Origin of the sequence: Agromyces aerolatus (genome assembly GCF_031432255.1) — a bacterium.
Taxonomy (GTDB): domain Bacteria; phylum Actinomycetota; class Actinomycetes; order Actinomycetales; family Microbacteriaceae; genus Agromyces.
On the sequence record NZ_JAVKGQ010000011.1, the window covers coordinates 80,017 to 93,097 of the forward strand.

The window sequence follows — 13,081 nt, forward strand, 5'->3', positions numbered from 1 at the left end:
TCACGAGCGGCCGTCGGCCGCAGGGGACGCCGCGTCGAGGAGCCCGTCGTCGACGAACAGCCCTCGTGTGAAGATCTCGGCGAGCGCCACCGCAAGCCGGCCGGTGCCGTCGTCCGTCCACTCGGCGAGCCGCCGACGCAGCAGGAACGGCGCCACTCCGAGCACGACCAGCGCCACAGCCTGCGCCTCCGGATCGACCGATCGATGCATCCGGCCGGCTGCGACGTTCTCGTCGACGGCCTCGCGTGCGACGTCCAGCATCCGGGCGAACAGCGCCGACGCGGCATCCGTCGGCCCGTCGAGCATCGTCGCGAGATACGGCCCGAACGTCTCGACCGCGTCGCGCAGCGCCTCGGCCGGATCGAGCCGATCGGTGCGTTTGTCGAGCAGAAACCTCTCGACGCGGGAATCGCACTCGGCGCGCAGCTCGGCCTTGCCTCCGAAATGATGAGTGACCAGCGCGGCGCTCACCCCAGCGCGTGCCGCGATCTCGCGCACCGTCGCCCTGGCGTACCCGTGCTCGGCGAAGCACTCGAGCGCGCTCTGCACGATGCGGGCGCGAGCGCTGACGTCGTCTCGAGCGATCGGTGCGCTGACTGTACGCATGTACAGCATGCTATACGTGCGTACAGTTACCAGTCCAAGGAATGGTCAACGGACTCCGCGCGGCGCGAATCGCGCTGCCGGGCGCTCAGCGCGGCGGTGACTCGAGCTGCGCATTTCATCAGGGTGGATCCGGGCGGGCCAGGGTGAGCTCGACCATCGGGAGTGAGGTCACGCGCTGGCCGGTGATCTTCTCGATCGAGTCGCGCAGGATCTTCCAGGCCTTCGGATGGGCGGCGCGGTAGCGGGTGAGGGTCGCATCGCTCTCATCTGCGGCCATCATGCGGGCGTACGCGGGAACTGCGATTCGCCGGCCGATGCTCACACGGCAATTCGGATCCTCCTTCAGGTTGCGGTACCACTGGGCTTGGGTGCCGAATCCGCTGACGACCGCGAGTCGGTCCGGCGATGAGTGTTCGACCACCTCGAGACACACGTACCGCGCGAGTCCCGACTTCCGGCCGGTGTGCTGAAGCATGAGCACACGGTCTCCGAGCAGCCAGCCGAGCCGGTGTCGATAGAGCCAGATGGGCGCTCGAACGAGCGCTCGCGTTCGGAGGATGCCGGCGCCGAGGGCGCTGAGCGCTGAGGGCATGTGGGCAGGCTAGCCGCATCGGCTCGGTAGCGCTCGCGGAGCGGCTCACGCGCCGCCCTCTCCATGACGCCCCCTCCAGGCTGATGAGGCGCGATGTCAGCCGTCCGCCGTTTCCCGCTCGGGGTCGAAGCCCGCCTCCTGCGCGACGCGGCGTACGAACCGCCCGCTGACCGGACCGACGACGAGCAGCAGCAGCCAGGTGAGCTTGCCGGCGGTGCCGCCGAAGAGGATGGCGATCGGGATGGAGATGATGAAGACCGCGGGCTTCAGGAGGGCGTCGATGAACTCGGCACGTGCGACCTCGGCCGGCACGTGTACCCGCCCGAGGCCTCGGCGCATCGCTCCGCGGTACATGAAAGTCTGGACGAGGATCGCGGCGGCGACGTTCACCGCGTAGAGCACGGTGGTCACGGGGAGGTCGTCGACAGCGGGATCGCTGATCCCCTGAGTGGTGAACGGGATGAAGATCACGAGCCCGACCAGTGCGATGTTCCAGATCACCGCCGGAGAGTCGAAGCTGCGGAGTCTGGCGATGAGCTCCTGGTTGGCGCGCCAGAACGCGACGATCACGACGAAGCTGATGAGGAATCCGAGCAGCTGTGTGCCGAACCCGCCGCTGAGCACCGAGCCGAGGTCTTCCCAGGCGGCGGCCGGCGGCATGTCGATGTTGGCGATGAGCAGGGTCAAGGCGAATCCGAATACGGCGTCGAAGAACCCGAGGCTGCGATCGAATTCGGATGTTCCGCGCGCATATCTCATCCGGTCATTGTGGCGCGGAGCCGATGCGTCCCGCGCGAGAGCGCGGAGTCTTCCGAGCTCTCCCGTTCCGGTGTCCACGGGTTCGCCACCGGCGCTGCCCTTCCGCGGACATCGAGAACGCAGTAAGATCCATTCTATGGATGCCACTTCCACAGAATGGAACCTCGGTGCGCTCCCCGACGGACATGGTTCCCTCGAGGAGCTCGCGCGTGATCTGAGCGCGCTCGGCGGCGATGCGCCTGGAGCGGTCTCCCGCTGGATGACGCGTCCCGCGGTGCTTCGTCGAGTCGGTCTCGCCCTCGCCGATGAGGTCCCGGCCACCGCGAACCGCATCATCACCGGCGGTGAAGGCGCACCCACGTTGGGTGCGGCCGTGTCGCTGATCACGGGCCTTCCGTTTGCGGTGATCGACGCCGATCAGATCGTGTTCGGTGAACTGCACCACGGGGAGGACGCCTCGCTCTTCGCGGTCACGAGCACCGAGCTGGAGGCGCTCCGCAGCACGGTCGAGCGATCGACGACCGGTCGGCTCACGACCAGGTGCGTGTTCGGTGCCTCGCGAGAGGCCGTGTTCTTCACCGACGACCAGGGCGTGGTCACGTGGACGGAGAGATGACGATGAACATCGATGAAGCGCTCGGCCGGGTGCGATCCGGCGACCGGATCGACACCGGACGTGATCCACAAGCCGTCGCCGTCGTCGGCGCGGCGCTGGCCGAGCGCCTGCGCGGCCTCTCCCCGGATGCCCTGGTCTGCTGGGAGGGTGACGACGAGAGCGTGATCGCGCACGCGGTGGGCGTGGCGCTGGGTGTGCCCGTCGTGCGCGCGATCGAGGACATGGGCATTCTGACCCTCGATGGCGAGGCCCCCAGCGGCGCCCGGGTCGTGCTCCTCGCCACACAGTGGGGCGGGCGGAACCCCGCAGGCTCCCTGCTCGGCCTCCTGCACAACAACGCGCTCCATCCGGTCGCGCTCGCCGCGGTGCTCGCGGCCTCGCGTGACGCGAGCATCGATCTCCCGACGATCACATTGGAAGACGAGTGACGGCGACAGCGGCGACCCCCGCCGTACGCATCGACGCGAAGGCGATCGACCAGCTCATCGCCGCGTTCGCTGCGCTGACCGAGACGAGCGAGGGGGTCACCCGCCTCGGCTACACGGCGCTCGAACGGCGAGCCCACGCGCTCTTCGCCGAGGAGATGCGTGCCCTCGGGCTCGAGGTGTGGCAGGACACGGCGGGCAACACCATCGCCGAGGCGCCCGGGCGGCGACCAGGTCCCGCCGTCGGCACCGGTTCCCATCTGGATTCCGTCCCGCTCGGCGGCCGCTTCGACGGGATCGCGGGCGTCTGCGCAGGCATGGTCGTCGCCCGGGCGCTCCGCGAACGGGCTGAACCGACGAACCTCCCGTGGCGGTTCGTCGTCTTCGCCGCCGAAGAGGGGGCGCGGTTCGGGCAGGCCTGCAACGGCAGTCGTGCCGCCGCCGGCCTAGTCGGCTCCGGCGATCTCGAGCGATTGGTCGACGCGGACGGGACCACGATGTCCGACGCGATGACCGCCGTCGGTCTCGCTCCCGAACAGATCGCGTCCTCGGCCTGGCGGACCGAGGACTGGGCCGCGTTCATCGAGCTGCACATCGAGCAAGGGACGGTGCTCGAGGCATCCGCAACCCCCATCGGTGTCGTGGATGCGATATCGGGAAGCTCGCGCTTGCAGATCCAGCTCGACGGCGTCGCCTCGCACACGGGCGGAACGCCGATGCACCAACGCCACGACGCCCTCGCGGCCGCGGCGGAATGCGTCATCACATGCGAGCGCGTCTCCAACGACCTGTCGCATCACGGCACTCGCGTGACGGTCGGGCGCATGGACGTCCAGCCCGGATCCATCACGACGATCCCGGGTCGTGTCGTGTTCTCCGTCGACGTGCGCGACTTCGACAGCGAGCGTCAGCGTCGCACGGCGCGGCTGCTGGACCGGGAGTTCCAGGCGATCGCGGCGCGGCGCGGCGTCGACTACCGCAGCTCGGTGATCGGGGACACCTCCCCGGTCGTGCTGCCCATCGGGATCGTCGACACCATCGCCGCCGCGGCGGCCGGTCGCTCGATGTCGTATCGATTGCTGCCGAGCGGTGCGAGTCACGATGCCCAGCAGATCAGTCGAATCACGCCGACCGGGATGATCTTCGTGCCGAGCGTACGAGGTCTGTCGCACGTGCCCGAGGAAGCCACGGATCACGCGGACATCGCGCGCGGAGCCGAGGTCCTGTTCGACAGCATGCTCGCCATCGACGCGCGGCATGCAGTGCCGGCAGGGGAAGCGGCGTGACCTCCCAGTTGATCGAGAACGTCCGTGTGCGCGGAGCCGCTGAGCCCGTGGACGTGACGGTCGACGGTGGGCGCATCGTGCGCATCGCAGCGACGCGTGCGGCTGAGCCGTGCACTCGGGTCCTGCTTCCCGGATTCGTCGACATGCACACGCACCTTCGTGAGCCGGGCGGCGAGCACGCCGAGACCATCCAGACCGGTACGGCTGCCGCGGCCGCCGGCGGGTACACCGACGTGTTCGCCATGGCCAACACGAATCCGGTGACCGACACGCTCGGTCGCGTCCACGCGATGCGCCGCTTGGCGGAGCGCGCGTCGGCTCGTGTGCACGTCGTCGCCGCCGCGACCGTGGGTCAGCAGGGGCGCGAGATCGTCGACGTGCCGACGCTGCGAGGCGCGGGCGTCCGCATGTTCTCCGATGACGGGCGCTGCGTGGACGACGACGGAGTCGCACTGCGCGTGCTGGAGGCCGTCGCCGAGTTCGGGGGAGTCTTCGCACAGCACGCGCAGAGCGCGACCATCGTCGGGTCCGGCGTCGTGAACCTGCCTGTCGCAGAGATCGTCGGATGCGCAGGCTGGCCCGGCGTGGGCGAAGAAGCGATCATCGCCCGCGACATCGCGATCGCACGCGCAACCGGTGGCCGGTTGCACGTGTGCCATGTCTCGACGGCGCGCTCCGTGGACCTCATCAGGTGGGCGAAATCGATCGGCGCCCCGGTGACGGCGGAGGTGACCCCCCATCACTTGACGCTGTTCGACACCGACGCGGCAGAACGAGGTCCGGCGTTGAAGGTGAATCCGCCGCTCCGCTCGGCGGAGGATGTTCGCGCGCTGCGAGCGGCGCTGCTGGACGGAACGATCGATGTCATCGGGACCGACCACGCGCCCCACCCGGCCGAGACGAAAGCCGGGAGCTGGGCGGACGCGGCGTTCGGAATGACGGCGATCGAGACCGCGCTACCCGTCGTGGCCGAGGTGCTCACGGTGGGTGGACGGACGGACTGGACCCGGCTCGTCGAAGTGATGTCGGCTCGCCCGGCGCAGATCACGGGACTCGCCGAGAACTCGGTGGAGATCGGCGCCGCCGCCGACTTCACGGTGATCGAGGATGCGCCGGGCGGCCGGATCGACCTCGACACCCACCTGAGCCGTTCTGCGAACTCGCCGTTCAGCGGGTTCCCGGCGACGCATCGCGTCGCGCTCACCGTGCTCGACGGTCGCGTCACCTACTCGCGCTGACCGGCGTGCCTTCGCTCGGCACCCGGTCGGATGTCCCGTCGAGATCACGGACCGCGCCATCACGGATCCCCACCCACCGGAGGGCGTTCGGGGTGACGACGCCGATCCGCTCCAGCGCGCGGCGCGCGGTGTGGTCGACGATCTCGGCAACGGATGCCGGCTGCGTGTAGAACGCGGGAACGGGCGGATAGATCACTGCGCCGCTCTCCGCCGCCATCGTCATGAGCCGGAGATGCCCGACGTGCAGGGGCGTCTCGCGGACGAGGAGGAGCAGCGGGCGTCCTTCCTTCAACGTGACGTCGGCCGCGCGGACCACGAGATTGTCGTCATAGGCGTTCGCGATGCCCGAGAGGGTCTTCACCGAGCAGGGCGCGACGATCATGCCGTCGGTCCGGAACGAACCACTCGAGATGGCGGCGCCGAGGTCCGCATCGGAGTACACGACGTCGGCGAGCCGGCTCACCTCCGAGATGGTCGACCCGGTCTCGGAGTGGATCGTGCTCCGCGCGCCGCGGCTGATCACGAGATGCGTTTCGACGTCGGGAAGGTCTCGGCACAGCTCGAGGGCGCGAACACCGTACGCCGCGCCGGAGGCTCCGGTGATCGCCACGACGATCCGCCGGACTTCAGCCGGCGTGCTCATGCGATCGCGGTTCCGCTGGCGGGCGGCGCGGGTGTGCCGCCGATCGCCAGTGTGATGTCGTCGGCGGTGCGGGTGACCGCCTGGATGATCTCGAAGCGTCGCTGCTGCGGCTGGCTGCGCTCCTGCGACGACGTCAGGGTGACGGCAGCCACGATCGCTCCGCTCGCATCCCGGACCGGGGCGGCGGAGGCCCAGATGTCGAAGTCGAACTCGTTGTCGCACACGTCGTAGCCGTAGTCGCGGATGTTCCGGACGTGGACGAGCACCTCGTCCGTGTTCGACGGCGTGCCCGGCATCAGGCGTTCGAACGTGTGGTCTCGGAGCAGGTCCTCGATCGCCGAGTCGTCGAAGTCGCTGTACAGCACCCGGGCGCTCGCTGCCGCGTGGAGGGGGACGGCCTGGCCGATCTTGACCGAGAGGTGCAGCGGCCGCCGGCTGTCGACGAGCGCGACGCAGACGGCGCGGCCGTCGATGAGCTGGGTCATCATCACCGTCTCGTTGAACCGTTCGCTCAGTTCGCGGAGATTGTGCTCGGCGGTCGCGGCGAGCGTCTCGCGCCTCGTGACGGAGGACAGGCGGAGCAGGCGGCGCCCTGGATGGTATTCCAGGGTCGCCGGGTCGCGCCGGATGAAGTCCTCGTCGGCCAGCACCTTGAGCAGCCGGTGCGTCGTGGCCAGGGGGTATCCGAGTCGCTCACTCGCCTCCGTGAGCGAGAGGCCTTCGCTGGACTCCCCGATGAGGGTGAGCGCGTTCAACGTTCGGATCACGACGTTCATACAGCATTCCTTGCACTCGTCCGACGAAGAAACATCCTCGACTCCCATTCTACGGAAGCGTACCGACCAGGCCTTGACAACCGTTCGGTGATGATTGTTCCATGGACTTCGATAATACGGAAGCTACTTCCATGAGGCGAACGGAGACGCGATGAAGCGCGCTTGGCGAGATCTGCGAGAGTTCCTCGCGGCACTGGAGGAGCGGGGAGATCTGGTCACCGTGTCCGACGAGGTCGACTGGGAGTACCAGGCCGTCGCGCTGACGCGTCAGTCCTCGGACGTCGACGGGCCGGCGCTCCTCTTCGACCGCATGCGCGACAGCGAGTACCGCTGCCTCAGCGGGCTGTTCGGCTCCGCGCGCCGCGTGGCCCTCGCGCTCGGCCACGACTACGACTACCTGCTTCGGAACTTCGGCGAGCTCGAAGGGCTCATGCTGCCCCCGGAGCTGACCGATCAGCCGGCGCCGTGCCAGGAGGTGGTGGTGCAGGGCGACGACATCGACGTCCTCTCCATGCCCCTCCTCCGGCACTTCGAACTCGACGGCGGCCGCTACCTGACCGCCGGGCTGCAGGTCTCTCACGACCCGGACTCCGACGCGGCCAACGTCTCGATCCACCGGCAGCTGCCCATCGACAAGACGCACCTCACGGTGTTCGCGCCGCAGGGGCGGCATCTTCGGACGATCATCGAGCGGTGGCACGAGCGCGGCGTGGAGGCGCCCATCGCCGTGGTCATCGGCGCCGACCCGGTGACGCAGATCGCGTCGCAGGCCCGCGCGCCGTTCGGCGTCGACGAGTTCTCGATCGCCGGCGGCATGCGAGGCGAGCCGCTCGAGATGGTGAAGTGCCTCACCAACGACATCAGGGTCCCTGCCACGGCGGAGCTCATCGTCGAGGGGTACGTGGAGATGGGGCGGCTCGAGCCCGACGGGCCCTTCGGCGAGTACCCGGGCACCTACAGCGAGGCGAAGCCGGCCCCGGTCATGCGCGTGACGGCGATCACGCACCGGCGCGACGCGATCTACCAGAACACCCTCACCGGCACGCCGATGACGGAGAACCACTGGATGATGCAGCCGTCGGCGACGGCGCTCGCGTACCGGGAGGCGCTCCGGGTGACGCCGGAGATCCGAGGCATCCATGTCACGCCAGGCGGCACGACCCGCCATCACGTGGTGGTCTCGATGAAGAAGCGCCATCCCTCCGAGGCTCGGAACGTCATGCTCGCGCTGCTCGCGAGCACGCTGGGTGCGAAGCTCGTCACGGTCGTCGACGAGGACATCGACCCCTACGACCTGCAGCAGGTGGAGTGGGCGGTGAACACGCGCGTGCAGCCCGACCACGATGTCGTCATCGTGCCGAACCTGCACAGCCCGACCTTGGACCCCTCCGCGCCTGCGGCGCGCACGAGTGCGAAATGGGGCATCGACGCGACCGCACCGATGGGCATCGAACGTCGCATGTACGAAGCCCCGCTGGTCGTCGGCAGCGAGAACTGGCCGCTCGCCGACCTGCTGACTGCGCAGGGCTGGTCGATGCCGGACGAGGGCGGATACCTCGAGGGGAGGAATGCCAGGTGAACCGGGTGTTTCCGAGCGTGGACGCCTACGGGTGGCGCGGCCGGATCGGGCTGATCCTGCCCGCTGACAACGTGCTCATGGAGCCCGAGCTCAATGCGCTGCCCCTCGTGGGCGTGAGTTTCCACGGCCTTCGGCTCACCGCCACGGAGCCGGAGGCGATGCGCCGGCAGGCGGTCGAGCTCGCGCGGGCGGTACGCGAGCTGGGACTCGACGCCGTCGTCTACGCGTGCGCCGAGACGAGCTTCAACGGCGGCGACGGGGTCCGGACCTCGCTCTCCGAGACGATCGAGCAGGAGTGCGGCGTGCCCGTGGTCACGGCCACGAACGCGTTGCTCGCGGCGCTGGAGTTCAGCGGGGCGAAGCGCCTGGCCGTCGCGACGCCCTACTCCGCGGTGTCCGCCGGGATCCTCGAGGGGACGCTCAGGGACCACGGGTACGACATCGCGGCCTCGATCCATCGTGACTTCAGTCTGGAGTCCTCGGACCCGAGGGTGTGGTATCTCACGAACCGGCAGCCCGCGACGCTCTCGTACGAGATCGCGAAATCGATCGAGGATGTCGATGCCGACACCGTGGTGATGGTCTCGACGAACTGGGCGACGCTGCAGATCGTCGAGTTCCTCGAGCGTGACACGGGCAAGCTCGTCCTCACGACGAACCAGAGCATCCTGTGGTGGCTGTTGCGCCGACTGCGGATCCGCCAGGAGGACCTCGGGATCGGCCGGCTCTTCGCGCAGCCCGAGACATCCGCTGCGCTCGAGGGCGCGGGTGAGGCGTCGTGATCGAGCTCGGCGGCCGGCGTGCGCTCGTCACCGGGGCGAGCGGCGGGTTGGGCTCGGCGATCGCCATCGGCCTCGCAGCGGCCGGCGCGTCGGTGGCGGTGCATGCCCGGCGTCACGCCGCGGGCGCGGCCGTCGTCGACCGGATCCGGGCCGAGGGCGGATCGGCGTCGCTGGTCCTCGGCGACGTGGCCCGGTCCGAGGGTGCGGCCGCCGTCGTCGACGGGGCGGTCGCCGCGCTCGGTGGCCTGGACGTGCTGGTCAACAACGCCGGAGTCATGTCCACGACGCCCTTCCTCGACCTCGACGCGGATGAGTGGGAGCGGGTGATCGGCACGAACCTGACCGGGTACTTCCTGGTCGGCCAGGCCGCCGCCCGGCACATGGTCGGGGCCGGTGGGGGGGCCATCGTCAACGTCTCGTCGACGCGGCAGACCCAGGCGTGGCCCGGGAGCACGGCCTACGCGAGCTCGAAGGGCGGCATCGCGATGCTCACGAGATCGATGGCCCTCGAGCTCGCACCGCTGGGTGTGCGCGTGAACAGCATTGCGCCGGGCACGTTCGTCACGGACCTCAACCGGCACTATCTGACCGATCCGGAGTTCAGGTCGAAACGGATCGCGACGATCCCGGCGGGCCGCTACGGCGAGACGGACGAGGTGGTCGCCGCGGTCGCCTATCTGGCGTCGGACTCGGCGTCGTTCGTGATCGGGGCGTCGCTGGCGATCGACGGCGGGCAGACGATCTGGTGAGCCAGGAGAAGGAGAACACGATGCTGGTGCTCGACCGGGCCGAGGTCGAAGGCCTGTACACGATGGCCGACGCCTTCGCGGCGGTCGAGCGGGCCGCCGTCGCCTGGACCTCGGGGCATGCCGACGTCCCGGCGCGCACCGCGCTCCATGCCGAGGAGAGCGGACTCGAGACGCTGGTGATGCCGGGCGCCATGGGCGGCCGGTATACGGGGGCGAAGATCTGGTATGCCGGGCCGCAGGGGCCGAACCTCCCCACCTCGTCGGCGGTGATCGTGCTGATCGATCCGAGCCTCGGGGAGGTCCTCATGGACGGGTCGGTCATCACCGACCTGCGGACCGGCGCGATGACCGGGGTGGCGGCACGCGTCCTGGCCCCGCGCAGGGCGAGCGTCGCCGCGATCGTCGGGGCGGGCATCCAGGCTCGGGCCCAGGCGCTCGCGCTGATCCACGCCCTGCCGGGGCTGCGGGAGATCCGCATCACGTCCCGGCGTCCGGAGGCGCGCGCCGCGTTCGTCGAGCACCTCCGTGCCGAGCTCGGCACGAGAGCGCCCGAGCTGACGATCCTGCCGGCCGAGGACGCGGAGTCGGCGTGCCGCGGCAGTGACGTCATCGTCGCTGCGACGACTTCGAGGACGCCGGTCGTGCTCGACGACTGGGTCGGGCCGGAGACGCTCGTCTGCGGGGTCGGGAGCCATGATCCCGATGCCGCGGAGCTCGATCCGGCGATCGTCCGCCGTGCGACGGTCGTCGCCGTGGACACCAAGCGTGGCGGGATCGACGGTGCCGGCGACCTGGGCCAGGTCATCGCGGCCGGCGACCTCGACCGGGATCAGGTCCTCGAGCTCGGCGACCTGGTCATGGCGCCGCCGGCCGTGCCGAGCGGAGTGCGCGTGCTGAAGACCGTGGGCTTCGCTGCCGCGGATCTCGTGTCGGCGCACGCCGTGGCGGCGGCCGCGGTGAAGACCGGCGTCGGAAGCCGGCTGAGGCTGCACTGACGGGCGACGTGCTCGCCTGAGCGTTGACATGCGTCGTCGCCGAAGCTAGTCTCACCATACCGCAAAACGGAACCACCTTCCAAATTACGGAAGTGCATCGACGTCGATGCGGCGGGAACGAACCAGTTCCCCTTGCACCACCAAGTGATCAGCGAACAGTGATGAGGGGAACCACCATGGGAAAGAAGTCAACTCGATCCGTCGCCGGCGCCGCCGCGTTGCTCGTGGCGATGGCGGTCTCGGGCTGTGCGGCCGACAGCAGCGCCGGCGAGGGGGGAAGCGAAGGGGGCAGCGAGACCACGACCGTGCGCGTCGCGACCAGCGTCTCGAACTCCTTCCCGTTCGTCGTCGTCCAGGCCGGCCAGCAGCTCGGCACGTGGGAGGACAGCGGCATCGAGGTAGAGGTCGTGGAAGGCACCACCCCGACGATCGGCCAGATCATGGCGGGCGGGCAGGCCGACATCGCGCTCGCCGCGGCCAGCACCGAAGCGGCGAGTCGCCAGTCGGGCGTCGAGATGACCATCGTCGCCAGCAACCTGTCCTACTGGGACCAGCGCATCATCGCCCGCCCCGGCACCGCCGACGTCGCAGAGCTCGAGGGCGGCAACTTCGGCATCACCGGCGCGGGTTCGCCCGGCGACTACTCGGTCGTGAAGATGGCCGAGGAGTCCGGATGGGCGGAGTCGGACTACACCGTCACGAGCCTCGGCAATCTGCAGGCGCTCATCGCGGCGCTCACCGCGGGCTCGATCGACGCGTTCGCGTGGAGCAGCCAGGCGGCCTTCCAGATGGAGGAGAGCGGCGAGGGCGTGATCGTCGCGGACGGAGCGGACTTCGTCGGCGAGAACGTCCTGCAGTCGTTCGCCGTCATGGACCAGTTCGCGGCGGACAACCCCGAGACCGTCCAGGCCTTCTTCGAGGCGTACTTCGCGACCGTCGAGCGGATCCAGGCCGACCCGCAGCTGTTCATCGACGTGCTCGTCGACGAGTGGGACGTGAACCCGGCGGTGGCCGAGCGGCTGGCCGAAGAGAGCCTGCCCGAGCTGTCGACGGACGGTGTGATCACCGAAGGGGAGCTCGAAGGCATCCGGGACGCCGTCGCCTTCAGCCTCGAGACGTCCGTGGACGACGTCGAGCCCGTCGCGTACACGTACTGGAAAGACCTGAAGTAATGGCGGCGACGATCACGGAGTCCCACCGGGCCGTCAGCCCGCGGAAGGGCGCCCGTGCCTTGGTGAAGCCCGAGCAGCGGTCGGATGCCAGGAAGGCGATGTGGCTGCGGGTCGCGTTCCTGGTGTTCGCCCTCGCGCTCTGGCAGCTGTTGGTCGTCGTCGGCGTGCTCAACGAGCGGTTCGTCTCGTCACCGCTCGCGGTGCTGCAGGCCATCCCGCAGCTCGCCGTGGACCCGCAGGCGCTCCGGGCGGTGGGCGAGACCCTGGCCGCCTTCGCCGCAGCGTTCGGGATCGGCACGTCGGCGGGCATCCTCGTGGGGGTGGTGTTCGGTCTGAACACCCTCCTGCGGGAGGCGTACTACCCGCTGATCATGCTCCTCATGGTCGTGCCGAAGTCCGTGTTCCTGCCGTTGCTCGTGTTGTTCTTCGGCCTGGGCACCGCGCCGGGGATCGCGTTCGGTGCACTCCTCGCCTTCGTGCACGTCGTGGTGAACGTCGTCGCCGGCCTGGACCTCGTGCCGCAGAAGTACCGTGACGTCGGCCGCGCGTATGACGCGAGCTCCACCCGACTGTTCTTCGACGTCATCCTGCCGGGGGCGGCGCCCGGGATCTTCGCGGGGCTCTGGCACGGGATCAGGAACGGCTTCATCGGCGTGGTCATCGCACAGCTGTTCGTCTCCACGGCGGGCATCGGGTACCTGGTCCGGATCTACAGCAACAACTTCCAGATCGACAACGCCATGGCGCTCACGCTGGTCATGGCCACGCTGGTCATCCTCACCGGCGCCATCTGGTCACGGCTGGAAGCGCGGCTGACGCGCTGGCGTCAGTGACCTCCCCCGAAGTCACCTCGCCCTAGAAAG

15 protein-coding genes are annotated in these 13,081 nt (G+C 69.3%); 10 read left to right on the forward strand and 5 right to left on the reverse strand.

The window, feature by feature from the left end; all coding sequences use genetic code 11:
* From RH864_RS13845 to RH864_RS13855, 3 genes are all read right to left on the reverse strand, one after another.
* Positions 1 to 606, reverse strand: a complete 606-nt coding sequence (locus tag RH864_RS13845) for a TetR/AcrR family transcriptional regulator (protein ID WP_310518148.1) — start codon at positions 604 to 606, stop codon at positions 1 to 3.
* Positions 607 to 724: 118 nt separating this feature from the next.
* Positions 725 to 1,198: a nitroreductase family deazaflavin-dependent oxidoreductase gene (locus RH864_RS13850; RefSeq protein ID WP_310518149.1), complete on the reverse strand. Its 474-nt coding sequence runs from the start codon at positions 1,196 to 1,198 to the stop codon at positions 725 to 727.
* A gap of 96 nt (positions 1,199 to 1,294) precedes the next feature.
* Positions 1,295 to 1,957: a TMEM175 family protein gene (locus tag RH864_RS13855; protein ID WP_310518150.1), complete on the reverse strand. Its 663-nt coding sequence runs from the start codon at positions 1,955 to 1,957 to the stop codon at positions 1,295 to 1,297.
* A gap of 136 nt (positions 1,958 to 2,093) precedes the next feature.
* Here RH864_RS13855 and RH864_RS13860 point away from each other — a divergent pair, with 136 nt between their 5' ends.
* Genes RH864_RS13860 through RH864_RS13875 form a run of 4 tightly spaced genes read left to right on the forward strand, consistent with a single transcriptional unit; the run spans position 2,094 to position 5,522 of the window.
* Positions 2,094 to 2,573, forward strand: a complete 480-nt coding sequence (locus tag RH864_RS13860) for a hypothetical protein (RefSeq protein WP_310518151.1) — start codon at positions 2,094 to 2,096, stop codon at positions 2,571 to 2,573.
* A gap of 2 nt (positions 2,574 to 2,575) precedes the next feature.
* Positions 2,576 to 3,001, forward strand: a complete 426-nt coding sequence (locus RH864_RS13865) for a hypothetical protein (protein WP_310518152.1) — start codon at positions 2,576 to 2,578, stop codon at positions 2,999 to 3,001.
* Complete coding sequence (locus RH864_RS13870) at positions 2,998 to 4,284, forward strand: Zn-dependent hydrolase (protein WP_310518153.1); 1,287 nt, start codon at positions 2,998 to 3,000, stop codon at positions 4,282 to 4,284. Before RH864_RS13865 ends, RH864_RS13870 begins: the two co-directional genes overlap by 4 nt.
* A complete protein-coding gene (locus RH864_RS13875) occupies positions 4,281 to 5,522 on the forward strand; it encodes a dihydroorotase (protein ID WP_310518154.1) in 1,242 nt (413 codons plus the stop codon). Before RH864_RS13870 ends, RH864_RS13875 begins: the two co-directional genes overlap by 4 nt.
* Here RH864_RS13875 and RH864_RS13880 read toward each other — a convergent pair.
* Both RH864_RS13880 and RH864_RS13885 read right to left on the reverse strand, forming a co-directional pair.
* A complete protein-coding gene (locus RH864_RS13880; RefSeq protein WP_310518155.1) occupies positions 5,506 to 6,165 on the reverse strand; it encodes a UbiX family flavin prenyltransferase in 660 nt (219 codons plus the stop codon). The two genes, RH864_RS13875 and RH864_RS13880, sit on opposite strands and share 17 nt — an antisense overlap.
* Positions 6,162 to 6,941 (reverse strand): IclR family transcriptional regulator, encoded by a 780-nt coding sequence (locus RH864_RS13885; RefSeq protein ID WP_310518156.1) that lies wholly within the window; start codon positions 6,939 to 6,941, stop codon positions 6,162 to 6,164. The genes RH864_RS13880 and RH864_RS13885 overlap by 4 nt, the downstream gene beginning before the upstream one ends.
* Before the next feature lie 151 nt (positions 6,942 to 7,092).
* Between RH864_RS13885 and RH864_RS13890 the strand changes: the two genes are divergently transcribed.
* The 6 genes from RH864_RS13890 (at position 7,093) to RH864_RS13915 (ending at position 13,051) form a co-directional block, all read left to right on the forward strand.
* Positions 7,093 to 8,520, forward strand: coding sequence for a UbiD family decarboxylase (locus tag RH864_RS13890; protein WP_310518157.1), 1,428 nt, complete (start codon positions 7,093 to 7,095; stop codon positions 8,518 to 8,520).
* The gene (locus RH864_RS13895; RefSeq protein WP_310518158.1) at positions 8,517 to 9,302 is read left to right on the forward strand and encodes a maleate cis-trans isomerase family protein; all 786 of its coding nucleotides are present in this window, start codon (positions 8,517 to 8,519) and stop codon (positions 9,300 to 9,302) included. Before RH864_RS13890 ends, RH864_RS13895 begins: the two co-directional genes overlap by 4 nt.
* Complete coding sequence (locus RH864_RS13900; protein ID WP_310518159.1) at positions 9,299 to 10,051, forward strand: SDR family NAD(P)-dependent oxidoreductase; 753 nt, start codon at positions 9,299 to 9,301, stop codon at positions 10,049 to 10,051. Before RH864_RS13895 ends, RH864_RS13900 begins: the two co-directional genes overlap by 4 nt.
* On the forward strand, positions 10,048 to 11,046 hold the full coding sequence (locus RH864_RS13905; protein ID WP_310518160.1) for an ornithine cyclodeaminase family protein: 999 nt from the start codon (positions 10,048 to 10,050) through the stop codon (positions 11,044 to 11,046). Before RH864_RS13900 ends, RH864_RS13905 begins: the two co-directional genes overlap by 4 nt.
* Before the next feature lie 176 nt (positions 11,047 to 11,222).
* Positions 11,223 to 12,218, forward strand: a complete 996-nt coding sequence (locus RH864_RS13910) for an ABC transporter substrate-binding protein (RefSeq protein ID WP_310518161.1) — start codon at positions 11,223 to 11,225, stop codon at positions 12,216 to 12,218.
* Positions 12,218 to 13,051, forward strand: coding sequence for an ABC transporter permease (locus tag RH864_RS13915; protein ID WP_310518162.1), 834 nt, complete (start codon positions 12,218 to 12,220; stop codon positions 13,049 to 13,051). The genes RH864_RS13910 and RH864_RS13915 overlap by 1 nt, the downstream gene beginning before the upstream one ends.
* The last annotated feature ends 30 nt before the right edge of the window (positions 13,052 to 13,081 follow it).

What these genes read in the sequence shown, in the direction of transcription:
- RH864_RS13845 (WP_310518148.1), bottom strand. Translation starts at nt 606, where the DNA reads ATGCGTACAGTCAGCGCACCGATCGCTCGAGACGACGTCAGCGCTCGC.
- RH864_RS13850 (WP_310518149.1), bottom strand. Translation starts at nt 1,198, where the DNA reads ATGCCCTCAGCGCTCAGCGCCCTCGGCGCCGGCATCCTCCGAACGCGA.
- RH864_RS13855 (WP_310518150.1), bottom strand. Translation starts at nt 1,957, where the DNA reads ATGAGATATGCGCGCGGAACATCCGAATTCGATCGCAGCCTCGGGTTC.
- RH864_RS13860 (WP_310518151.1), top strand. Translation starts at nt 2,094, where the DNA reads ATGGATGCCACTTCCACAGAATGGAACCTCGGTGCGCTCCCCGACGGA.
- RH864_RS13865 (WP_310518152.1), top strand. Translation starts at nt 2,576, where the DNA reads ATGAACATCGATGAAGCGCTCGGCCGGGTGCGATCCGGCGACCGGATC.
- RH864_RS13880 (WP_310518155.1), bottom strand. Translation starts at nt 6,165, where the DNA reads ATGAGCACGCCGGCTGAAGTCCGGCGGATCGTCGTGGCGATCACCGGA.
- RH864_RS13885 (WP_310518156.1), bottom strand. Translation starts at nt 6,941, where the DNA reads ATGAACGTCGTGATCCGAACGTTGAACGCGCTCACCCTCATCGGGGAG.
- RH864_RS13890 (WP_310518157.1), top strand. Translation starts at nt 7,093, where the DNA reads ATGAAGCGCGCTTGGCGAGATCTGCGAGAGTTCCTCGCGGCACTGGAG.
- RH864_RS13910 (WP_310518161.1), top strand. Translation starts at nt 11,223, where the DNA reads ATGGGAAAGAAGTCAACTCGATCCGTCGCCGGCGCCGCCGCGTTGCTC.
- RH864_RS13915 (WP_310518162.1), top strand. Translation starts at nt 12,218, where the DNA reads ATGGCGGCGACGATCACGGAGTCCCACCGGGCCGTCAGCCCGCGGAAG.